We start from the raw sequence: 22494 nt of genomic DNA, 5'->3' as shown, positions 1-22494 counted from the left end.
GTCTCGGCGCGCGCTTCGGCATGCCCGTGATCCGGCCGCCGGATGACCGCAGCCGGGCGGCCGCCCCGGTGGGCGACGGAGGCTTCGGTGGGCGGACACCGCAGCCGGCAGGGCTCGGGGTCCGCCGAGGTCCGGCAGATCACCTGCCGGCATGAGGCGTGAGGAGGCGGCCCGCTCCGGAGGCCGGATGCCCTTCAGGGTCGGGGCCGAGCAGTGCCACGCTTGAGACGCACCGACGCGAGACTCACCGAGGTGGGTCCGGGGCCGTCCTGGGCGCCGTACCGTCCGATCCGCTCAGCGGGCGGCCGCGCGGCGCAGAACCTCCGACATCGCGCCGCCGGTACGCGGCAGCGGAGGCGGCGCCTCGGACAGACCGAAGGGTTCCGGAGCGGAATCCGTGTTGGGACGACGTCCTCCGCGCCCCTCCCCGAGCACCTGCCAGCCGTCCCGGGTCAGCGTGATGTACGCCCCGCAGCGCAGCCCGTGCAGGGTGCAGGCGTCACGCAGACCCCACATCCACGCCCCGTCCTCTTCCGTCCAGCGCGCGTCGCCGTCGCGGCAGTAGAGCAGCACCGCGGTCCGCACCGGCGTACGCCGCCGCAGGTCGTGCGGGATGACCCGGCGCAGCTGGGCCAGCAGCGAGTTACGGAACATCCAGCCGTCGGCAGGTGCCTGACGCCGGGTGAACGACGCGCTCGCGCACACCCGTTCGTCGGGATCGAGCACGGCCACGATCGCGGTGGCCGGCCCCGGCCGGTGCCGCGAGTGCAGCCCGCTGACCACTTCGCGCGGGTTGCGCAGCAAAGGGATGCCGGCCGCGGACCACTCCGCGGGCTCGAGCAAACGATGGGCGGAAGCGGCGGACGTGGACGACGACAACGAGGCTGCCGAGGACGGAGCGAATCCGAGGGTCACGATCCTCCCTTCGGCTACGGCCCACTGCGGGCGGGTCGGATTGGGGGGAGCGCACGCCGCAGCAGAGCCCTACCGGACTACGGGCCAGCCGTGCGGGGAGCGGACCTCAATTCTTCCTGTCGAACTTGGATGCGGCAACGAGCAATTGGGGCCACAGACCGTTATAGGGCAGTGTGTGTCTTATATCCCTACCCAGTGATTCATGGGCGGACGCGTGGGACGGCTGTACCCGTACCTTCCGCACTCGGTGTGTGATCAACCTTGCACAGCCAGCACCAGAGGCAACACCGCCCGAGCGCCGGAGCGCCGCAGCATGCGTGCCGCGACCGCCAGCGTCCACCCGGTCTCGGTGAAGTCGTCCACGAGCAGGACCGGTCCCGGGGCCTCGGCCAGCGCCGAGGCGAGCGCGGGCGGTACCTCCAGCAGACCGTGAAGGGCCTTGAGGCGCTGGGCGCTGTTGCTGCGTGGGACCGGTGCCGCGTCGGCCGCGTACTCCACCGCTCCCCACAGCGGCAGCCGCCCGACCTCGGCGATCCGCGCCCCCAGCGACCGGATCAGCAGCGGCCGGGTGCGGGAGGCGACAGTGACCACGCCGACCGGGCGCGCAACGGCGTCGGCGGCTCCCGAAGCCCAACCGCCGGGCCCTTTCGCCCAGTCGGCCAGTACGCCCACCACCGCTGTGGCCACGTCGTCCGGTACCGGGCCGTCAGGTGCCTGGGAGGCGAGCAGCGGACGGAGCCGATTGCCCCAGCCGATGTCCGAGAGGCGCCCCAGAGCGCGTCCCGGCTGCGCCTGTTCTGCGGCTGGAATGCGCCCCTTGAGATCCATGCCGATCGAGGGAAGGCCGGTCGGCCACATCCGGCGCGGCTCGACCTCGACCCCCGCACGCCCCAGATCCACGCGTGCCGCGTCCAGCGCGGCGTTGGACGTCTCCGCGGCATAGCGGGCCCCCGCGCAGTTGTCGCACCGTCCGCACGGCTTGGCGCCCTCGTCGTCGAGCTGTCGCTGGAGGAACTCCATCCGGCAGTCGGTCGTCGACGCGTACGCGCGCATCGCCTCCTGCTCCGCCTTGCGCTGCCGCGCGACCCACGCGTAGCGCTCGGTCTCGTACGTCCACGGTCGGCCGGTCGCGGTCCAGCCGCCCTTGACCCGCTTCACCGCGCCGTCCACGTCCAACACCTTGAGCATGATCTCCAGCCGGGAGCGGCGCAGCTCGACCAGCGGCTCCAGCGCGGGCAGCGACAGGGGCCGCTCCGCGCGCGCGAGGACGTCCAGTGTGCGGCGCACGAGTTCCTCGGACGGGAAGGCCAGCGACGCGAAGTACTCCCAGATCGCCTCGTCCTCCTTGCCCGGCAGCAGGAGCACCTCGGCGTGCTCGACGCCACGGCCGGCGCGTCCCACCTGCTGGTAGTAGGCGATGGGGGAGGACGGGGAGCCGAGGTGCACGACGAAGCCCAGGTCGGGCTTGTCGAAGCCCATGCCGAGCGCGGACGTGGCGACCAGGGCCTTGACCTTGTTGGCCAGCAGGTCCTCCTCGGCCTGCTGCCGGTCGGCGTTCTCCGTCCGGCCCGTGTACGAGGCGACGACGTGCCCGCGCTGCCGCAGGAAGGCCGTGACCTCCTCGGCGGCGGCCACAGTGAGTGTGTAGATGATCCCGGAGCCCGGCAGTTCGTCGAGATGGTCGGCGAGCCAGGCCATCCGGTGTGCGGCGTCGGGGAGGCGCAGCACGTTCAGGCTGAGGCTCTCCCGGTCCAGCGGGCCGCGCAGCACCAGGGCGTCCGACGAGCCGCCCGTTCCCAGCTGTTCGGCGACGTCGGCGGTCACGCGCGCGTTGGCCGTCGCGGTCGTCGCGAGCACCGGCACCCCGGGCGGGAGATCGGTGAGCATCGTCCGCAGCCTGCGGTAGTCCGGCCGGAAGTCGTGCCCCCAGTCGGAGATGCAGTGTGCCTCGTCCACCACGAGCAGGCCGGTCGCGGCCGCCAGTTCGGGCAGCACCTGGTCGCGGAAGTCCGGGTTGTTGAGCCGCTCCGGACTGACCAGCAGGACGTCGACCTCGCCCGAGGCGATCTCGGCCTGGACGGTCTCCCACTCCTCCGTGTTGGAGGAGTTGATGGTCCGTGCGTGGATACCGGCCCTGGCCGCGGCCTCGACCTGGTTGCGCATCAGGGCGAGCAGCGGCGAGACGATCACGGTGGGGCCGGAGCCACGGGCCCGCAGCAGGGAGGTCGCCACGAAGTAGACCGCGGACTTCCCCCATCCCGTCCGCTGTACGACCAGGGCCCGCCGACGGTCGGCGACCAGCGCCTCGATGGCCCGCCACTGGTCCTCGCGCAGTCTGGCCGCGCCCGCGCCGCCGCCGACGAGGCGGGCGAGAACGGCGTCGGCGTCCGCCCGGAGATCCGCGTTGCTCGTGTGCTCGTGCTCCATACCTCCCATACAACAGGACGGCTCTGACAGAACGGGCCCGAGCGGCGCCCGGAACGCCCGATTGATGTGTCCCTGATTGGACTTATCCACAGGTCGAAGCGGAGGGTAGTGATCCGCGAGATCGTCGGGGCATGACGAACCACAGCGAAACGACCGGCTCCTTCGAAAACGGTGACATTTCCGGACGCGGCGAGCCCGACGGGCCCGTGTCCCACGACGGCCGACCCGCTCACGGCGAGGCCTTTCCGTACGCCGAAACCCTTGGCCACGGCGACACGCTTCCCTGCGGTGACGCGTCCGTCGAGAGCGACGAGCGGCCCTGCGACGACGCGCCCCCGTACGACGGCCCCTTGGCTTACATCAGCCACACCCCCTACGACGCGAGCACCCCCTACACCGGTGGGTCCGCCGCCCACCACGTCACCCTGCGCACCCCGGGCGAACTCGCCGACGCCCTGCCCTACCTGCTCGGATACCGCCCGGAGGACAGCATCGTGCTGGTCGCGCTCAGCGACCGGGCCGGCCGGGGCCGGTTCGGCGGCCGGGCCAGGCTCGGGATCCCCGCCCAGCCCGGCGACTGGCCCGCCGTCGCCCGGCAGCTCGCGGAGGGACTGGTGAAGGGAGGCGAACGGCGAGGCGCCCGCCCGGCTCAGATGGTCGCCTACCTCTGCCAGGACCCGGCGAAGGGCGAGACGGGCCGCGAGGTCATGGCGCGGCTGAAGCCCCTGGCCGGCGCCCTGCGGGTGGCCTGCGGGAAGCTCGACGCCCCGGTCATCGAGGCGCTCTGCATCTCCGACGGCCGATTCTGGTCCTACTGCTGCCCACCCGAGAACTGCTGCCCGGTCGAGGGAACCTCCATGGGCCTGCCCGGCACCTCCGTGCTGGCCGCGGCCGCGACCTACGCCGGAATCCAGGTCCGCGGCACCCTGCGTGAGCTGCGCGCCCGGCTGCTGCCCCTGGAGACGCGCGTCGCAATCGAGCAGGAGGTCGCCCTGGACACGGCCAACATCGCGCTGGTCACGAGGATGCTCGACGACAACAACCGCGCGGTGGTCGCCGAAGAGACGATCGAACGGGCCGGACGGCTCATCGAGCGCTTCGCCGAAGCACCCGTCGTCCTGGGCAACGCCGAGGCGGACCACAGGGACGACGAACTGCTCGGCTGCGACGAAGCCGCCGCGCTGATTCTCGGCCTCCAGGACCGGGTGACACGCGACCGGGCGGCGGAATGGATGGAGGGTGACGAGGCGCCGCCCGCCCTGCGCCTGTGGCGCGCACTGGCCCGCCGCTGCGTCGGCCCCTTCGGCGAACACGCCGCCGCGCCGCTCACTCTCGCAGGCTGGGTCGCCTGGTCCGGCGGCGACGAGCTCGAGGCCCGTGAGGCCCTTGCCATGGCCCTGGGCGCGGACCCCGACTACCTCTTCGCCCGTCTGTTGCACCAGGCCTGCAACGAGGGGCTCGACCCGGAATCGGTACGCCGGTGTCTGCGCTCGGAGCGCGGGGAGCGTCAGGCCCGTGCAGCACAGGCACGCGAGGCGGACGATCCGGCCGCCGCCGGGGAGGAGAACAGCGCCCCCGAGACCGCGCGGACACGGCGCGGACCAGGCACGCACGCCGGCCGCCCCCGGAAGCCCTCGACGCGCCCTGCCCCCGCCGACAGGGGTGGCTCCCGCCCGCGCGCCGCCGGGAGGCCTTCCGCCCGGCGCCGGGGAGCCTGCCCCGAGGGCGTGCGGGCCGACGGGGACGACACCAAGGGCGAGGGGTGAACCGGGTCGAGCCGTTGACGGCGGCGGCCGTGTCCCGCCGTCCCGCCCGCAGGACGCCGCGCCCGACCCACCGCCGATCGGTGGGGTCCGCCCGTCAAGGCCGTGACCTGGGAGAGTCCAGCCCCGTTCACCTGAGTGGCGGTAGACCCGCACCCGAACGCACCGCCACAGCGCACCCGCAGCGCCGGAGTCCGTCACCGGCCACGCCCCTGTCCGAGGCGCACAGAGAGCAGAGGAAGCCACCTCATGCACCAGCCGACTCCGCCCTCCACCGCTCGACCCGCCTCGCCCGCTCATCGGGCTGAGGACCCCGCGGGCGCCTTCACCGGCCAGAGCCGGCACACCCCCGGGAGATCCGTCGGCCCGTCGGCCCTCCCGCCCGTCGGAGAGTTGCCGCCCACCCACACCGCGATGATCTGCGTCGCCCTGCCGGGCCTCGTCGTCTCCACCGAGCAGGGGCAGCTGACCGGTCGTGGACTGGAGGGCTTCTACCGGGCCGGCCGACGCATCCTGTCGCGCTGCCAGGTACGGGTGGCCGGCCGTGAACCGCTCGGGGTGCAGGCGCGGATGATCTCGGCCGACCGGGCGCATTTCACGGCCACGGTGCGCGTCACCCCGCACGGCGGGCCCGATCCGGACGTCGTCGTCGAACGGAGCCGCTGCGCGGACGGCACGGAACTGATCACCCTGCGCAGCGCCGCCACACGGCCCCTGCGCCTGCCGGTCGAGGTGGCGCTGGGCACCGACCTCGCCGACATCGCGGCGATCGCGGCCGGCGCCGTGGGACCGGAACTCCCCGCCCACGTCCGTGACGCCGGTTTGTGCTGGTCGTCCTCCGCGGGCACCTCGAGCGTCACCGCCGACCCGCCACCGGCCGACGCGATCGCCGCCGCGGGACTGCTGCGCTGGGACATCGACCTGCCCCCCGGCGGCAGCGTCCGCGTGGAACTGAAGGTCCGCCCGGACGGCGCGGGACCGGTCCGGTCCGTCGGCCGCGCGGCCACGAGTCCCCTGTCACCCGCCCGTGCGACGGGGGACGACCCACGCCTGGCGGCGCTCATGGCCACGAGCATCGAGGATCTCCAGGCCCTGCTGGTGCGCGACCCCGCCCACCCCGCGGACGCCCATCTCGCGGCGGGGGCGCCGTGGCGCTGCGGTCCGGCCCCCGCCGAGGCGCTCGCCGCAGCCCGTATGACCCTGCCTCTCGGGACCCGGCTCGCCGCAGGCACGTTGCGCACCCTCGCCCGCACCCAGATCGCAGAGCAGGGACCGCGCCACGGCATGATCCCCGGTCCGCGGCGGGACGCGGGCGCCCGTCTGCCGCCGAGTTGCACCGGCACCGAGGCCACCCTGCTCTTCCCTGTGCTCCTCGCCGAGGCCCGCCGCTGGGGGCTGTCCGCGCAGGACACGGAGGAGCTGCTGCCGAGCGCCGAACGCTGCCTTGCCTGGCTGCGGACCGCCGTGGGGGAGGGGACGTATCTGCGCGACCCCCAGCCCGGCGGGCCCGTCCGCTGCGAGACCCAGGCACTCGCCCATCGGGCGGCCCTGCTGGGCGCCGACCTGCTCGAGACCTGTGGCAGGGAGAGCGCCGACACGGTCTGGCTGCGGGAGTGGGCGCGGCGGCTGCGGGCCGTCTTCCGGCGGGACTTCTGGCTCGACGACCGAGCCGGCGGCAGACCACCGGCGGCGCTCACCCCGGACGGCCGACCGGTGCCCCAGCTGGGTGCCGCAGCGGTCCACCTCCTCGACACCGGTCTGCTCGGAGGCGGTGTCATGGCCCCGGGACTCCTCGACAAGGTGCAGACCGAGAGCCTGGCCCGGCTGCTCGGCAGCCCCGCGATGGACTCGGGCTGGGGCCTGCGGAGCCTGAGCGCCAAAGAGGCGGGCCACAACCCGTTCGGCCACCGTGGCGGTGCCGTACGGGTCCACGAGACGGCGATCGCCGTCGCGGGTCTGGCCGCCGCGGGCTACGAGAAGGAGGCGGGCGGACTGCTGGGCGGGGTATTGGCGGCGGCCGAGGCGTTCGGGTACCGCCTCCCGGAGATGTACGCCGGGGAGCAGCGCACCGAAAGAAGCCTCCCGGTCCCCCATCCGGCCGCCTGCCGCCCGGCCGCCACCTCGGCCGCCGCCGGGGTCCTGCTGCTGACCACCGCGGCCGGCATCCGGCCCGACGCGCCCGCCGGGACGATCACCCTGCGCCCCCAGCGCAGCGCCCCCCTGGGCGAGATCGGCCTGACCGGACTACGGGTCGCGGGCGAGCCCTTCTCCGTACGGGTCAGCCGACTCGGTCTCGCCCTGGTCGAGGAAGCGGCCGAAGGACTGCAATTGGGACTGTGACCTCGGATGACGAGGGACGGAACGGGACCCGGCGGCGGCCGGTGGCCGCGATGCCGTACCGAAGTGGATCAGCCATCGAAGCGTCCGGCGAAGGGTGTGTTTATCGTCAGGAAGACGACTATGATCGCCGCATGCCCTACGACCCGTCAGCCTTTCCGCCCTTTGCCGTCACAGTGGACCTGGTCGTACTGACCGTGCGCCGTCACGCCCTGTGCGCACTGGCGGTGCGCCGCGGAGAGGCCCCGTTCCAGGGCAGATGGGCGCTCCCGGGCGGCTTCGTACGGGCCGACGAGGACCTCACCCAGGCGGCGGCGCGGGAGCTGGCGGAGGAGACCGGACTGCTGGCCCACGACCCCGACGCCCCGGCCCAGGACAACGGCGCCCACCTGGAACAACTCGCCACGTACGGCGACCCCGACCGGGACCCCAGGATGCGCGTCGTCAGCGTCGCCCACCTCGCCCTCGCCCCCGACCTGCCCGCCCCGAGGGCCGGCGGCGACGCGAGCAACGCCCGCTGGGCGCCGGTCGAGGAACTGCTGCAGCAGGGTGGTTACGGCCGTGACGGCGAACCCGTCGCGCCCCTCGCCTTCGACCACGCACGCATCCTCGCGGACGGAGTGGAGCGGGCCCGCTCCAAGATCGAGTACTCCTCGCTGGCGACCGCGTTCTGCCCCACCGAGTTCACGGTCGGCGAGCTGCGCCGGGTCTACGAGGCGGTCTGGGGCGTGGCCCTCGATCCACGCAACTTCCACCGCAAGGTCACCGGCACCCCCGGCTTCCTGGTCCCCACCGGGGGCACCACCACCCGCCAGGGCGGCCGCCCCGCCCAGCTCTTCCGCGCCGGGGGCGCGACGCTGCTCAACCCGCCGATGCTGCGTCCCGAAGTGTGACGCCGGGGTACCGCAACTACTCACCCGGCCAAGGGAGTCGGTTCCCCAGCTGAGGAGAAACGGGACCGACGTGTCCACATGTCCCGCCCCGTCGGCCATGCTGTGTCCGGAAAAACCGTATATGGCGCGCTATCTTCCTAAAGGTGATCCAGGCCTTCGGATTGACCAGTGACTCCCGCAAGGAGCTTCCAGCCGCCGTCGACGACGTCTCCTTCGAGGCAGGTACGGGCCGCGTCACCGTGCTGCTCGGAGCGCCGGGTGCGGGAAAAAGCACGGCGCTCAGACTCATGCTCGAACTCCAACAGGGCCGTGGTCTCACCTACTTCAGAGGCCGCCCCCTGCACCGCATCGCCCACCCCTCCCGCGAGGTCGGAGTCCTGCTCGGCGATGTGCCGGGGCACCCGGCCCGTACCGTCCGCGGGCATCTGCGGATGCTCTGCGCGGCCGCCGGGGTCCCGGTCCGCCGCGCCGACGAAGTGCTGGAGGTGGTCGGCCTGATCAGCCTGCGGGATGAGCGCCTCGGCACCCTGTCCCGGGGCATGGACCGGCGGCTGGGGCTCGCCTGCGCCCTCCTCGCCGACCCGCACACCCTCGTGCTCGACGAACCGGCCGAGGGACTCTCCGGCCGCGAAGACCGTTGGCTGCACGGCATGGTGCGTGCGCACGCGGCGCACGGCGGCACGGTGCTGATGACCACGGCCGACCCCAAGGAGGCCGTCCGCACGGCCGACCGGGTCGTCACCCTCGAACAGGGCAGGCTCGTCGCCGACCAGGACGTCGCCGACTTCGCCCGCACCCGACTGCGCCCCCGTGTGGCGGTCCGGAGCCCGCACGCCGCCCGCCTGGCCGCCCAGCTCACCAAGGAGGCGCGCACCGGGCACCGCTCCGTCGAGATCGTCCAGGAGGACGGCAACCGGCTCTGCGTGTACGGCAGTACCTGCGCAGAGGTCGGCGAGGCGGCGTTCCGGCACGGCATCCTCGTCCACCAACTCGCCGACGAGACAGGGGACATGGGCCCGCGCGCCGTACCCGAGCCGCGCCCCTCCGGCTCGCGGGACTCCGATGTCGTACGGACGGAGAGCGGCGCAGGCGAGGAAGGCGCCGTACAGGCGGAAGGCGGCGCGGAGGCGGGCGGTGCGGAGGCGGAGGGCGGGGATCCGGTTTCCGCCCCGGCTCCGGTCCCGGACGGCGTCACGGCTCCCGCGCTCGCCACCAGGCCCGAGCTGCTGCCTCTGCCGCTGGTGGTCGCCGAGCAACTGGCCTTTCCCGAGCCTGCCGCCGACCCCGACGGAGACGGACCCCGGTCGCCGAGGAAGTCCGGCCGCATCCTGCGAGACCGACGCCGGTCCCGGTCCCGGACGTCACGCTTCGCCACGATGCCGGAGGACCTCGACTCCGCGTCGGCCCTGCCGCCCCCGATCTCCGTCCGCTCCGCCCCCAGCCCCCTGCGCCCCCTGCGCTACGAACTCCGCCGTGCCGCCGGAATCGGCACCGGCTTCCTGACCGGCGCCGCCGTGCTCCTCTCGTCCGCCGTCATCGCCGTACTCCAGGCGCGTGCGGGACACACGTCGCAGGCGCGGCTGCTCGCCGCGTGGCCCGTGGAGCTGCCGCTGCCGCCGGCGGCGCTCGGTGCGGGGCTGCTCGGTGCGCTCGCCTTCGGGGACGAGTTCCGCCACCCCGCCCTGGCGGCCGACCGCGGCACCGTGCCCCGCAGGCTCGGGCTGCTCGGAGCCAAGCTCCTGGTCGCCGGGCTCACCGCGCTGCTGCTGGCCTTCCTCACCGTGGGCTGCGACGCCGAGATGCTCTATCTCCTCTACGGCCGGGAGCTCGCGAAGGTTCCCGCCGAGTGGGTTTCGCTGAGCGCGAGTTGGCTCGCCCTCGTGGTCGGTTGTGCCTGGGCCGGGGTCCTCGCGGCCGGTGTCTTCCGGTCGACCACGGCCGGACTCGCCGCCGTGCTGGCCGTACCGGTAGCCGTGGTACCCGTCGCACAGAGGGCCGCCGAGCACGCATCCGTGCGGACCGCGGCCGGATTCTCGCTGCGGTTGCGCGAGGTGCTGCTCGTCCAGTGGCCCTTCGGCGGAGAACGCTATCTGTTCGCGGCGCTGCGCGTGATCGCCCAACCCGTGGGCGGGGCCATGGCGTTGTCGCTGGCCGCGCTGCTGGGCGCGTACGTGCTGGTGAACCTGCGGAGCAGGGTCCGATGACGGCTGTTGTGCACTCATCCTGTCCTGGCGTGTGCACAACTACCCGGAGAACGCCCGTTTCTTTCCGATAAGGCGTCAATTGCGACGGGGTGAGCGATCACCCTTTCGTGTGCTTTTCACCAAAGACCTCAAGGGAGTTGGAGGCGACGCCGACAAAGGATGCGTGAGTACCCTTGCGCACACCATGATGACCGCCGCCCGCTCCGCCGACTCCGGTCTGGCCGGCCCGGGCGAACTCGACCGCTACCCCTACGCCGACGCTCCCGTGGCGGACCGCGTGGGAACCCCTGTCTGGGAGGCCGCGGACCCCGAGCTGGGCCGCGTGGGCCGGCGCACCGCGGGCAGCCGCGGACGCGGGCTGCACGGCCAACTCGTCCAGCAGCTCGGCCAGATGATCGTCTCGGGTGACCTCGGTGCCGACCGTCCGCTGGTGCCCGAGGAGATCGGCCAGCGCTTCGAGGTGTCCCGCACCGTCGTCCGCGAGTCGCTGCGCGTGCTGGAGGCCAAGGGCCTGGTCAGTGCCCGGCCGAACGTCGGCACGCGCGTGCGTCCCGTCAGTGACTGGAATCTGCTTGACCCGGACATCATCGAATGGCGGGCCTTCGGACCGCAGCGTGACGACCAGCGGCGCGAGCTGAGCGAGCTGCGCTGGACGATCGAGCCGCTCGCCGCCCGTCTCGCCGCCGGGCACGGGCGGGACGACATCCAGCAGCGGCTGGGCGACATGGTCGAGATCATGGGACATGCGATGGGCCAGGGCGACGCGCTCACGTACTCCCGGGCCGACACCGAGTTCCACACGTTGCTCATCCAGGTCGCCGGCAACCGCATGCTGGAGCACCTCTCGGGGATCGTCTCGGCCGCTCTGCAGGTGTCCGGCGGTCCGGTCACGGGCTGCGACCGGCCGACCGAGGCGTCCCTGGCGCACCACGCCAGGATTGTCGACGCCCTGGCCGCGGCCGACGGCGGCGCGGCCGAGGCGGCCATGCGGCAGCTCCTCACCGTGCACCCCGAGGTGGAGCGCGTCGTGCCGGCGCCGCGCGAGCACTGACGGCCCGCCGCGGGAAGCGTGACCGGGGGTGTCGGCCCCCCTTTCCGCCCTCCTCGGCCGGCTCCCCGCCCTCGGTGTCGGACCCCGCAGAACCCCGCTCAGGGGCCGCGGGGTCCGACGGTGCGACACGGACCGGGGTGGATCGCGGCAACCTGGGTACGTACTACGGGTGACCACCTCTGCCCGTGTCTGGCCGTTTTTGAGTGCTTACGCGGTGTGACTCGGGCCACGAAGATTGGGCGTAACGCTTGTGGAAACAACGCGATGACCTAAGAGGTGACAGCCGCGGAGGGAATACGGACGCCGTTCAAGGCGCTGTGCATCTTCCCGGCCCCCCGCCCGCACCGTCGGTCCACCCCCAAGGCCGATGGTCGGCTCCTGTCCGCCGTGGACGGGGCCGGAAGCCGTTTTCCAACGTTCCGAGAGGTTGTTCGTGTCGGCCAGCACATCCCGTACGCTCCCGCCGGAGATCGCCGAGTCCGTCTCTGTCATGGCGCTCATTGAGCGGGGAAAGGCTGAGGGGCAGATCGCCGGCGACGATGTGCGTCGGGCCTTCGAAGCTGACCAGATTCCGGCCACTCAGTGGAAGAACGTACTGCGCAGCCTCAACCAGATCCTCGAGGAAGAGGGTGTGACGCTGATGGTCAGTGCCGCGGAGCCCAAGCGCACACGAAAGAGCGTCGCAGCGAAGAGTCCGGCCAAGCGCACCGCCACCAAGACGGTCGCGGCGAAGACGGTGACCACGAGGAAGGCCACCGCCACCACCGCGGCCGCCCCGGCCGCACCCGCCGTGGACGACCCCGCAGAGGAAGCCGCCCCCGCCAGGAAGGCGGCTGCCAAGAAGGCCGCGCCCGCCAAGAAGGCGGCGGCCGCGAAGAAGACCGTGGCCACCAAGAAGACGGTGGCCGCGAAGAAGACCACCGCCAAGAAGGACGACGCCGAGCTGATCGAGGACGAGGTCCTCGAGGACGCCCCCAAGGGCGGCGACGAGCCCGAGGGCGCCGAGAGCGCCGGCTTCGTGCTCTCCGACGAGGACGAGGACGACGCGCCCGCGCAGCAGGTCGCTGCCGCCGGTGCCACCGCCGACCCGGTCAAGGACTACCTCAAGCAGATCGGCAAGGTCCCGCTGCTCAACGCCGAGCAGGAGGTCGAGCTCGCCAAGCGCATCGAGGCCGGTCTGTTCGCCGAGGACAAGCTGGCCAACGCCGACAAGCTCGCCCCGAAGCTCAAGCGCGAGCTGGAGATCATCGCCGAGGACGGCCGCCGCGCCAAGAACCACCTCCTGGAGGCCAACCTCCGTCTCGTGGTCTCCCTGGCCAAGCGTTACACCGGCCGCGGCATGCTCTTCCTGGACCTCATCCAGGAGGGCAACCTCGGTCTCATCCGCGCGGTCGAGAAGTTCGACTACACCAAGGGCTACAAGTTCTCCACGTACGCCACCTGGTGGATCCGTCAGGCGATCACCCGCGCCATGGCCGACCAGGCCCGCACCATCCGTATCCCGGTGCACATGGTCGAGGTCATCAACAAGCTCGCGCGCGTGCAGCGCCAGATGCTCCAGGACCTGGGCCGCGAGCCCACGCCGGAGGAGCTGGCCAAGGAACTCGACATGACCCCGGAGAAGGTCATCGAGGTCCAGAAGTACGGCCGCGAGCCCATCTCGCTGCACACCCCGCTCGGTGAGGACGGAGACAGCGAGTTCGGTGACCTCATCGAGGACTCCGAGGCCGTCGTCCCGGCCGACGCCGTCAGCTTCACGCTCCTCCAGGAGCAGCTGCACTCGGTCCTCGACACCCTGTCCGAGCGCGAGGCGGGCGTCGTCTCGATGCGCTTCGGTCTCACCGACGGTCAGCCGAAGACCCTCGACGAGATCGGCAAGGTGTACGGCGTGACGCGCGAGCGCATCCGCCAGATCGAGTCCAAGACCATGTCGAAGCTGCGCCACCCGTCGCGTTCGCAGGTGCTGCGCGACTACCTCGACTAGGCCGGATCGCTGGCACGACCCAGGTCGTGTCCGTCCGGCGCCGGAGGCCCGGCTCCCCTCGGGGAGCCGGGCCTCCGGTCCGAGAGGGGATTTTCGGCGTGGGCGCGCGGTCGCGGGGTGTCGCACACTGGATCACTCTGGGTGTTCATCGATCACTTCGGAGTGAGGAGTGTGCATGCGTCGTCGCTTTGTCCGGGCGCTGGCCCGGCCAGTGGCACTGGCGGCCACCGCGGTGGCCATACCGTTGCTGTCCGCCGCCCCCGCGGCCTCCGACGTCGTCCTGGGCGGATATCCCGTCGAGGCCGCCCAGAGCCCGTGGACGGTCGCGCTGTCCAGCCGTGACCGGTTCGGACGTATGAGGTCGGGACAGTTCTGCGGCGGTGTCGTGATGGATCCCACGACGGTGCTCACGGCGGCCCACTGTATGGCCGAGGACGTCCTGGGGGCACCGCCGGACCGGGCCCGCGATCTGAAGGTCATCACGGGCCGTACGGATCTCTACACGGACGAGGGGCGGGAGATCGCCGTCCGGGAGACCTGGGTGAACCCGGCCTACGACAGCGGCACCAACGCCGGGGACTTCGCGGTGCTCACCCTGGCCGAGCCCCTGCCCAGGGCTTCGGCCATCGCCCTGGCCGGACCGGGCGACACGGCATACCGGCCCGGGACGGAGGCCGTGATCACGGGCTGGGGCGACACCACGGGGTTCGGTGCCTATCCCCGTCGACTGCGGGCCTCTCACGTCCATGTGCTGGCCGACGCGCTGTGCGAGCGGGCGTACCCGGGCTCCGCCGACGGCAAGTACCTCTCGACGAGCATGGTGTGCGCCGGGGACGAGCGGGGCGGGCGGGATGCCTGTCAGGGGGACAGCGGCGGGCCGCTGGTCGCACAGGGCCGGCTGATCGGGCTCGTGTCGTGGGGCAGTGGCTGCGGGAGGCCGGAGAGTCCCGGGGTCTACACCCGCGTCTCCGACATCGTCCGGGTGCTCGGCCGGGGCGGGGCTTCGCACGGGGCAAGAGACCCGCACGGGGCAAGAGCCCCACGAGGGGCCGGAAAGACCCCCTGACGACTCCTGAGCCGGTTCTCCTCGCCTCTGTGGGCGGCGCGGCGCCGCCCGGGAAGCGCGTCGGGTGACCAGGAAGCCATGAGAGCGGGCGGCGGCCCCTGTTTCGAGGGGCCGCCGCCCGAGTACCGGCCTGTGCCGATGCTGGCTCGTCGTGGACGCGTCGGATCAGCGCTCTTCGTCGGAGGCGGATGCGGGAACGGTCGTCAGCCGCTCCGTCTCGTCCTGTATTTCAGCGGCGATCTTCTTGAGTTCCGGCTCGAACTTGCGGCCGTGGTGGGCGCAGAAGAGCAGTTCTCCGCCGCTGAGCAGGACCACGCGCACGTACGCCTGGGCGCCGCAGCGGTCGCAGCGGTCAGCGGCCGTCAGCGGGCTCGCGGGGGTCAGAACAGTAGTCACGTCGCCTCTTCTCTAGCTCGACGAGCTGTCGTACCAGGGTCAACATCCAACCAGCCCCAAAACGTTCCCGCTCGTGGCTTCTCCTCGAAAAAAATCTTCGAGGCGGCCGTCTGCTGCCGGTTTGGCGGCGAATGTGCCGTATTGCGTCTCGGTGGTGCTTACGGTTTCGCGCTGTCGGTCATGGTCTCGATCCTCCCCGGCTGGATTGCCGGTTTGTTCATGAGGACGTGCCCGGAGCCTAAATGGTTCATGCCTCGAAGGGAACGTGATATGTACTTCACTCCAACGAGGGATCGAACACGCATGCGACCCTGGACTAGTCTGAGTTCAGACGAGGGTGGCGTGACAACGGCTCTACCAGGCCTCGGTACCCTCTTGGCGGCGAACGAAGCCGTGCCCTTACCCAGAAGGGCCCCACCTGAAATTCAGCGAGGAGCGAACCGCGTGACCGCCGAAACGTCCGTGCCGTCCACTGCGCTGCTGGCAGGAGCAGACCGGGACGGTTCCAACTACACCGCGCGGCACCTGCTCGTCCTCGAGGGCCTCGAGGCCGTGCGGAAGCGCCCGGGCATGTACATCGGATCCACCGACAGCCGTGGTCTGATGCACTGCCTGTGGGAGATCATCGACAACTCCGTGGACGAGGCCCTCGGGGGCTACTGCGACCACATCGAGGTGATCCTCCACGACGACGCCTCGGTCGAGGTGCGCGACAACGGCCGGGGCATCCCCGTCGACGTCGAGCCCAAGACCGGCCTCTCCGGCGTCGAGGTCGTCATGACCAAGCTGCACGCCGGCGGCAAGTTCGGCGGCGGCTCCTACGCCGCCTCCGGCGGTCTGCACGGCGTCGGCGCCTCCGTCGTCAACGCCCTCTCGGCCCGCCTCGACGTGGAGGTGGACCGCAGCGGGCACACGCACGCGATCAGCTTCCGGCGCGGTGTGCCGGGCGCCTTTGGCGCGGACGGCCCCGACGCGAAGTTCGAGGCCCAGGGCGGCCTGCGCAAGACCAAGAAGATCGCCAGGGCCCGCACCGGCACGCGCGTGCGCTACTGGGCCGACCGCCAGATCTTCCTCAAGGACGCCAAGCTCTCCCTGGAGCACCTCCATCAGCGCGCCCGCCAGACCGCGTTTCTGGTGCCCGGCCTGACCATCGTCGTCCGCGACGAGTACGGACTCGGCGAGGGCGGCAGCAAGGGCGAGGAGTCCTTCCGCTTCGACGGCGGCATCAGCGAGTTCTGCGAGTACCTGGCCACGGACAAGGCCGTCTGCGACGTCCTCCGCTTCACCGGGCAGGGCACGTTCAGGGAGACCGTCCCCGTCCTGGACGAGCACGGGCAGATGACCCCCACGCAGGTCACGCGCGAGCTCGAAGTGGATGTCGCGATGCGGTGGGGCACGGGGTACGACACGACCCTGAAGTCCTTCGTGAACATCATCGCCACCCCCAAGGGCGGTACCCATGTCGCGGGCTTCGAGACGGCCGTCACCGGCACCATGAACGAGGTCCTGCGCACCAAGAAGATGCTGCGCGTCGCCGAGGACGACATCGTCAAGGACGACGCCCTGGAGGGCCTGACCGCGGTCGTCACCGTCCGCCTCGCCGAACCCCAGTTCGAGGGTCAGACCAAGGAGGTCCTCGGCACCTCGGCGGCCCGGCGCATCGTGAACACGGTGATCTCCAAGGAGCTCAAGGCGTTCCTGACCTCCACCAAGCGCGACGCGGCGGCCCAGGCCCGCGTCGTCATGGAGAAGGCGGTCGCCGCCGCCCGGACCCGCATCGCGGCCCGTCAGCACAAGGACGCGCAGCGCCGCAAGACGGCCCTGGAATCCTCTTCGCTGCCCGCCAAGCTCGCCGACTGCCGCAGCGACGACGTCGACCGCAGCGAGCTGTTCATCGTCGAGGGAGACTCCGCGCTCGGCACCGCCAAGCTCGCCCGGAACTCCGAGTTCCAGGCGCTGCTGCCGATCCGGGGCAAGATCCTCAACGTCCAGAAGTCGTCCGTGACCGACATGCTCAAGAACGCCGAGTGCGGCGCGATCATCCAGGTCATAGGGGCCGGCTCCGGGCGCACCTTCGACATCGACGCCGCCCGCTACGGCAAGATCATCATGATGACCGACGCCGATGTGGACGGTTCCCACATCCGGACCCTGCTGCTGACGCTGTTCCACCGCTACATGCGGCCCATGGTCGAGGCCGGCCGGGTGTTCGCCGCGGTGCCGCCGCTGCACCGCATCGAACTCGTCCAGCCCAAGCGGGGTCAGGACAAGTACGTGTACACCTACTCGGACCGTGAGCTGCGCGACAAGCTCATGGAGTTCCAGAGCAAGGGTGTCCGGTACAAGGACTCCATCCAGCGCTACAAGGGTCTCGGTGAGATGGACGCCGACCAGCTGGCCGAGACGACGATGGACCCGCGTCACCGCACCCTGCGCCGCATCAACCTCTCCGACCTGGAGGCGGCCGAGCAGGTGTTCGATCTGCTCATGGGTAATGACGTCGCGCCGCGCAAGGAGTTCATCTCCAGCTCGGCGGCGACCCTCGACCGGTCACGCATCGACGCGTAGCCGCCGGGCAGAGCCCGCAGGAAGATCGGCACGACGGGGGTTGGTTCCGCGAGGAATCCGGCCCCCGTCGGCGCATGGGTCCCCGCCGACGCACGGTTTCCCGGCCACGAAGGGTCCGGCGTCGGCTCCGCCGTGCCGCTCGCGCGCCGGTCCCTCCACCCGGGGGTGGAGTTCCACCACCGCGGTAATCAACCCATGATCCACCCTGGCTCCGATCCCCCGGCCTGCGCGAATCCGTAGCGTCGAAGGCGTCGGCAGCGCTCGCCGCCGGCACCCCTTCTCGCTCACGGAGGCCGTGATGTCCGGGCTGATCGACGCACTGGTGATCGTGGCGGTCGCCGCGCTGGTGATCGTGCGCCAGTTCCGTGCGCGCCGCGTCGACACGGACCGGCGCTGGTGGCTCCTCCCGGCGGTCCTGGCCGTCGTGGCCCTGCGCGAGCACCACCTGCTGGACGCCCATCATTTCCTCGCGTCGTCCCTGATCCTCGGTGCGGAACTGCTGGTCAGTCTTGCCGCGGGAGCCGGCTGGGCCTGGACCACCCGCATGTGGGTGGAATCCGGCGGCGCGGTGTGGAGCAAGAGCACCAGAGCCAGCGTGGGCGTCTTGATCCTCGGCATAGGCCTGCGCGTGGGTCTGTTCGCCCTGGGCGCCCTGTTCGGCGTCCGCCAGGACAGCTCGGCCCTGCTGCTGGCGCTGGCGGGCACCCTGCTGGTCCGCTCCGGGATCCTGATCCGGCGCGCGCAGCGTCTGGACCGGAGTCCTGAGTACGGCACGGCGTACGGTGAGCGGACGGTCCGGGCCACGTGGAAGGAGCGCGTGTGACGGAGAACGCCTGGATGCGCTGGCCCTCTCGGGAAGCGCTGAGCCGGCAGGGCACGACGACCCCCCGGCGCCTGCTCGCCTGGGTGGTGCGGCTGCTGCTGCTCGGCATCCTCCTGTGGGGCGCGTTCCACAACAGCCGGGTGCACGGCTGGGTCGCGGTGGCCGGAGCCGCGGGAGTCCTGGTGACCGGCGGGCTGGCCTGGTGTTTCTGGCGGACCACGCTCCAGCACCGGTTCTGGCCGTCGATGGCGCTGATCCTCCTCCTGCTGGGGCTCGCCGTCGCAGCCCAGGCCGTGGGATTCCGGGAACCCGCCCTCGTCGTGTGGTGCGGTTGCTGTATCGCGGTGCTGGAGCGGATGCCGCTGGCGGCGGCGCTGCCCGTCGCCTCGGTCGCGCTCGCCTCGTACGCCGCGGTCAACAACGACGTATGGCTGACCACGGCCGCGACGGTCGGCGGGATGGCTCTCGCCGGGTACACCCTTCGCCTGGACGCAGAAGCCCGTGGCAACGCCCAGCGCCTGCTCGCCCAGGAGCGCGCGGCGCGGCTCGCGGAGGCGGAGTCGGCCGCGCTGGCCGAGCGGGCCCGGATCGCCCGGGAGATCCATGACGTGCTGGCCCACAGCCTCTCGGCGCAACTGGTGCATCTGGAAGCCGCCCGGCTGCTGATCGAGAGAGGCGCGGACCGCGAGCAGATCCTCGAACGGGTGGTGGCGGCCCGTGGGATGGCCCGCGACGGCCTGGACGAGACCCGGCACGCCCTGTCCGCGCTGCGCGGCGATCTGACTCCGCTCGAGGACTTCCTGACCGACCTCGTCGGGTCGGCCGACGGTGCCGGGGTCACCGTTGCGGGTGATCGCAGAGCACTGTCGGCCGAGGCGTCGCAGGCTGTGCGCAGGGTCGCCCAGGAGGCCCTGACCAACGTCCGGAAGCATGCTCCCGGCGCCGAGGTGAGGGTGCGGCTGGAGTACGGACCCCGTGAAGTGATGCTGGACGTGCGGGACTCGGGCGGTTCGCCGGGTGAACTCGCCGGGGCCGGCGGCGGGTACGGTCTGCTGGGGATGCGCGAGCGCGCCGAGCTGTTGGGCGGGTCGCTGGAGGCCGGGCCGGACGAGGAAGGGTTCGTGGTGACGCTGAGGGTGCCGGTATGACGGAGACGGCGGAGCGGAAGCCGGCCAGGGTGGTGGTCGCGGACGATCAGACCGTCGTCCGGGAGGGCATCGTGATGCTGCTCGGGCTGCTGCCCGGAGTCGAGGTGGTGGGGGCCGCCGGCGACGGCGACGAGGCCGTGCGGCTCGTCGCCGAACTCGCCCCGGACGTGGTGCTGATGGATCTGCGGATGCCGCGCTGCGACGGGGTGGAGGCGACCCGGCGGATCCGGGCCGAGCACCCCGGGACGCAGGTCGTGGTGCTCACGACGTACGCGGACGACGAGTCCCTGTTCCCGGCACTGCAGGCGGGGGCGCGGGGATATCTCACCAAGGACGCAGGCGGGGACGAGATCGTGCGGGCCGTGCACAGTGTGCTGTCCGGGGACGCGGGGCTGTCGCCGAGTGTGCAGCGGCGGCTGCTGGAGCGACTCTCGGCACCCGATCCTGAACCGGTCGCCCCCGCCGCTCCGCCGGACGGTCTCACCACACGGGAGACGGAGGTGCTGACGCTGATCGCCGACGGCCTGAGCAACCAGGAGATCGCCCGACGGCTCCAGGTGTCCACGGCGACGGTGAAGACCCACATCAACAACATGTTCACCAAGACGGGGCTCAAGGACCGTGCGCAGGCGGTGCGTTACGCATATGCAAAGGGGCTGGTCCGGCCGCCTACGCGATGAGTGGCCTTTCGTCACCTGATGGGGTGAAGCAGGCGGGGAAGGGGAACCGGGGGTCTACCCGATCTGTCCATCCTTGGGCATGCAGTCAAGTGATGGCCGTGCCCGCGGCGGCGGGGACGGCCCTGAGAGATCCGGCGCGCACCATCACGGCCGGGGCCCGGAGTTCGTCGAGGCGCCGGGCGAGGTGCGCTACGAGGACCCTTGGTACGACGCGCTCGCGTCGGGCTGGGGCGAGCAGGGGGCGACGGCTCCGGCGGGCACCCGCGGGACCGAGGTGCCGGCGGCCCGCCGGGAGCGGGAGGACGGGGCCGTGGCGGCGGCGCAGGTCTATCTCGAGGTGCAGCGCAGTGCCGCCTTCCAGGAAGTACGCAGTCGCTACCGGCGGTTCGTCGGGCCGGCGTGCGCGGGGTTCTTCCTCTGGTACGTGGGCTATGTCGTGACCGCGACGGCCGCGCCGGGGTTCATGGCGAGGCCGGTCGTGGGCGCGGTGAACGTGGCGCTGATCGCGGGGCTCGGTCAGTTCCTCACGACGTTCCTGCTCACCTGGGCGTATGCGCGGCACGCGCGGCTGCGCCGGGATCGCGCGGCGCTCGAACTGCGCTGGGACACACAGGAACTGACGCGCGGGGCGAGGAGTGGAGCGTCGTGACCGGACACCATCAGGCGCTGGCGTTGGCGCTGTTCAGCGCCTTCGTCGCGGTCACCCTGGGGATCACAACCTGGGTGAGCCGCAACCGGCAGGGATCGGAGGAGGAGTTCTACGCGGGAGGGCGGTTGTTCTCCCCGATGGAGAATGGTTTTGCCATCGCGGGCGACTACATGTCGGCCGCCTCCTTCCTCGGTGTCGCGGGTCTCATCGCCCTCTTCGGCTACGACGGGCTGCTCTACGTGGTCGGGTTTCTCGTGGCCTGGCTGGTGGTGCTGTTCCTCGTCGCCGAACTGGTGCGCAACTGCGGGCGGTTCACGCTCGCCGATGTCGTCGCGGCCCGGATGAGCGAGCGGCCGGTGCGGATCGCGGCGGGGACCTCCTCGGTCACCGTGTCCGTGCTCTACCTGGTGGCGCAGATGGTGGGTGCGGGCAGCCTGGTCGCGCTGCTGCTGGGGAACACCGGTGAGGCGGCCCGGGCGTGGGCCGTCATCGGGGTCGGGGCGCTGATGGTGATCTATGTGTCGTTGGGAGGGATGCGGGCCACCACATGGATTCAGATCGTGAAGGCGGTGCTCCTGCTCTGCGGCACGATCGCCCTCACGGTGCTCGTGCTGGTGCGTTTCCACGGGGACTTCGACCGGCTGCTGCTCACGGCGGCCGAGCGCAGTGGTCACGGCGCCGCGTTCCTCGCGCCCGGGCTGAAGTACGGCGGGGACTGGACCGCCCGCCTCGACTTCATCAGCCTCGGTCTGGCGCTGGTGCTGGGCACGGCGGGGCTGCCGCACATCCTGTCGCGTTTCTACACGGTGCCGACCGCGCGGGCCGCCCGGCGGTCCACGGTCTGGGCGATCGGGCTCATCGGCGGCTTCTATCTGATGACGATCGTCCTCGGGTTCGGCGCGGCGGCGATCCTCGGACCGGAGACGGTGCGCGCTTCGAACGTGGCCGGGAACACCGCGGTTCCGCTTCTCGCGCTCGACCTGGGCGGCGGAGCCGACTCGACGGGCGGCACGGTGCTGTTCGCGTTCGTGGCGGCGATCGCGTTCGCGACGATTCTCGCCGTGGTCGCCGGGATCACGCTGGCCTCCTCCGCGTCGGTGGCGCACGATCTGTACGCCTCGCTGCGCCCCCGCGGGGCGAAGGCGCGCAGCGAGGTGGCGGTGGCGCGGATCGCCGCCGTCGGCATCGGGGTGATCGCGATCGCCCTGGGGCTGCTGGCCCGTGATCTCAACGTCGCCTTCCTGGTGGGTCTGGCGTTCGCTGTCGCGGCGTCCGCGAACCTTCCGGTGCTGCTGTACTCCCTGTTCTGGCGCGGCTTCACCACGCGGGGCGCGGTGTGGGCGGTGTACGGCGGACTGGTGCCGGCGCTGGCGCTGGTGGTGCTGTCGCCGGTGGTGTCGGGCAGCCCCGAGTCGCTCTTCCCCGGTGTGGACTTCCAGTACTTCCCGCTCCAGAACCCCGGCGTGGTCTCGATCCCCCTGGGCTTTCTCGCGGGCTGGCTCGGCACGGTCACCTCGGCCGAGACCCCGGACGAGGCCAAGCACGCGGAGACCGAGGTGCGGTCGCTGACGGGGGCGGGCGCCGTCTGAC

General features: G+C 71.7%; 16 protein-coding genes. 13 read left to right on the top strand and 3 right to left on the bottom strand.

Annotated features, from left to right (window positions below; genetic code table 11):
* Positions 1-294: 294 nt before the first annotated feature.
* Together ABZ490_RS16260 and ABZ490_RS16255 are read right to left on the bottom strand one after the other, a co-directional pair.
* On the bottom strand, positions 295-915 hold the full coding sequence (locus ABZ490_RS16260) for a hypothetical protein (RefSeq protein WP_358989772.1): 621 nt from the start codon (positions 913-915) through the stop codon (positions 295-297).
* Positions 916-1170: 255 nt separating this feature from the next.
* Positions 1171-3351: a RecQ family ATP-dependent DNA helicase gene (locus ABZ490_RS16255; protein ID WP_358989770.1), complete on the bottom strand. Its 2181-nt coding sequence runs from the start codon at positions 3349-3351 to the stop codon at positions 1171-1173.
* 122 nt (positions 3352-3473) lie between these two features.
* Here ABZ490_RS16255 and ABZ490_RS16250 point away from each other — a divergent pair, with 122 nt between their 5' ends.
* The 7 genes from ABZ490_RS16250 to ABZ490_RS16220 all read left to right on the top strand — a co-directional run bounded on the left by ABZ490_RS16250 (position 3474) and on the right by ABZ490_RS16220 (position 14640).
* Positions 3474-5108: a DUF4192 domain-containing protein gene (locus ABZ490_RS16250; RefSeq protein WP_358989768.1), complete on the top strand. Its 1635-nt coding sequence runs from the start codon at positions 3474-3476 to the stop codon at positions 5106-5108.
* A 411-nt stretch (positions 5109-5519) separates the two neighbouring features.
* A complete protein-coding gene (locus ABZ490_RS16245) occupies positions 5520-7445 on the top strand; it encodes a glycogen debranching N-terminal domain-containing protein (protein WP_358989898.1) in 1926 nt (641 codons plus the stop codon).
* Positions 7446-7576: 131 nt separating this feature from the next.
* Positions 7577-8335 carry an NUDIX hydrolase gene (locus ABZ490_RS16240; RefSeq protein WP_358989766.1) on the top strand — a complete coding sequence of 253 codons (759 nt, stop codon included), beginning with the start codon at positions 7577-7579 and terminating at the stop codon, positions 8333-8335.
* Positions 8336-8478: 143 nt separating this feature from the next.
* On the top strand, positions 8479-10539 hold the full coding sequence (locus ABZ490_RS16235; RefSeq protein ID WP_358989764.1) for an ABC transporter ATP-binding protein: 2061 nt from the start codon (positions 8479-8481) through the stop codon (positions 10537-10539).
* A gap of 163 nt (positions 10540-10702) precedes the next feature.
* The gene (locus ABZ490_RS16230; protein WP_358989762.1) at positions 10703-11590 is read left to right on the top strand and encodes an FCD domain-containing protein; all 888 of its coding nucleotides are present in this window, start codon (positions 10703-10705) and stop codon (positions 11588-11590) included.
* Positions 11591-12023: 433 nt separating this feature from the next.
* A complete protein-coding gene (locus ABZ490_RS16225; protein WP_358989760.1) occupies positions 12024-13574 on the top strand; it encodes an RNA polymerase sigma factor in 1551 nt (516 codons plus the stop codon).
* 175 nt (positions 13575-13749) lie between these two features.
* The gene (locus ABZ490_RS16220; protein WP_358989758.1) at positions 13750-14640 is read left to right on the top strand and encodes a serine protease; all 891 of its coding nucleotides are present in this window, start codon (positions 13750-13752) and stop codon (positions 14638-14640) included.
* Between the two features lie 165 nt (positions 14641-14805).
* Here ABZ490_RS16220 and ABZ490_RS16215 read toward each other — a convergent pair whose 3' ends face one another.
* Positions 14806-15036 (bottom strand): hypothetical protein, encoded by a 231-nt coding sequence (locus tag ABZ490_RS16215; protein ID WP_067247462.1) that lies wholly within the window; start codon positions 15034-15036, stop codon positions 14806-14808.
* A 444-nt stretch (positions 15037-15480) separates the two neighbouring features.
* Here ABZ490_RS16215 and ABZ490_RS16210 point away from each other — a divergent pair, with 444 nt between their 5' ends.
* The 6 genes from ABZ490_RS16210 to ABZ490_RS16185 all read left to right on the top strand — a co-directional run bounded on the left by ABZ490_RS16210 (position 15481) and on the right by ABZ490_RS16185 (position 22493).
* Positions 15481-17604, top strand: coding sequence for a DNA topoisomerase IV subunit B (locus ABZ490_RS16210; RefSeq protein WP_358989756.1), 2124 nt, complete (start codon positions 15481-15483; stop codon positions 17602-17604).
* A gap of 298 nt (positions 17605-17902) precedes the next feature.
* The gene (locus ABZ490_RS16205; protein ID WP_358989754.1) at positions 17903-18427 is read left to right on the top strand and encodes a DUF1453 domain-containing protein; all 525 of its coding nucleotides are present in this window, start codon (positions 17903-17905) and stop codon (positions 18425-18427) included.
* Positions 18424-19575, top strand: a complete 1152-nt coding sequence (locus ABZ490_RS16200; protein WP_358989752.1) for a histidine kinase — start codon at positions 18424-18426, stop codon at positions 19573-19575. Before ABZ490_RS16205 ends, ABZ490_RS16200 begins: the two co-directional genes overlap by 4 nt.
* Positions 19572-20255: a response regulator transcription factor gene (locus ABZ490_RS16195; protein ID WP_358989750.1), complete on the top strand. Its 684-nt coding sequence runs from the start codon at positions 19572-19574 to the stop codon at positions 20253-20255. The genes ABZ490_RS16200 and ABZ490_RS16195 overlap by 4 nt, the downstream gene beginning before the upstream one ends.
* A gap of 79 nt (positions 20256-20334) precedes the next feature.
* A complete protein-coding gene (locus ABZ490_RS16190) occupies positions 20335-20904 on the top strand; it encodes a DUF485 domain-containing protein (protein WP_358989748.1) in 570 nt (189 codons plus the stop codon).
* Positions 20901-22493, top strand: coding sequence for a cation acetate symporter (locus ABZ490_RS16185; RefSeq protein WP_358989746.1), 1593 nt, complete (start codon positions 20901-20903; stop codon positions 22491-22493). The genes ABZ490_RS16190 and ABZ490_RS16185 overlap by 4 nt, the downstream gene beginning before the upstream one ends.
* The last annotated feature ends 1 nt before the right edge of the window (position 22494 follow it).

It is taken from the genome of Streptomyces sp. NPDC005811, assembly GCF_040630405.1.
Taxonomy (GTDB): Bacteria; Actinomycetota; Actinomycetes; order Streptomycetales; family Streptomycetaceae; genus Streptomyces.
This window is presented reverse-complemented; position numbering and strand designations above follow the sequence as displayed.

Coding starts and splice junctions, on each gene's coding strand:
- ABZ490_RS16255 (WP_358989770.1), bottom strand. CDS start 3,351: ATGGGAGGTATGGAGCACGAGCACACGAGCAACGCGGATCTCCGGGCG.
- ABZ490_RS16250 (WP_358989768.1), top strand. CDS start 3,474: ATGACGAACCACAGCGAAACGACCGGCTCCTTCGAAAACGGTGACATT.
- ABZ490_RS16245 (WP_358989898.1), top strand. CDS start 5,520: ATGATCTGCGTCGCCCTGCCGGGCCTCGTCGTCTCCACCGAGCAGGGG.
- ABZ490_RS16240 (WP_358989766.1), top strand. CDS start 7,577: ATGCCCTACGACCCGTCAGCCTTTCCGCCCTTTGCCGTCACAGTGGAC.
- ABZ490_RS16220 (WP_358989758.1), top strand. CDS start 13,750: ATGCGTCGTCGCTTTGTCCGGGCGCTGGCCCGGCCAGTGGCACTGGCG.
- ABZ490_RS16205 (WP_358989754.1), top strand. CDS start 17,903: ATGTCCGGGCTGATCGACGCACTGGTGATCGTGGCGGTCGCCGCGCTG.
- ABZ490_RS16195 (WP_358989750.1), top strand. CDS start 19,572: ATGACGGAGACGGCGGAGCGGAAGCCGGCCAGGGTGGTGGTCGCGGAC.
- ABZ490_RS16190 (WP_358989748.1), top strand. CDS start 20,335: ATGCAGTCAAGTGATGGCCGTGCCCGCGGCGGCGGGGACGGCCCTGAG.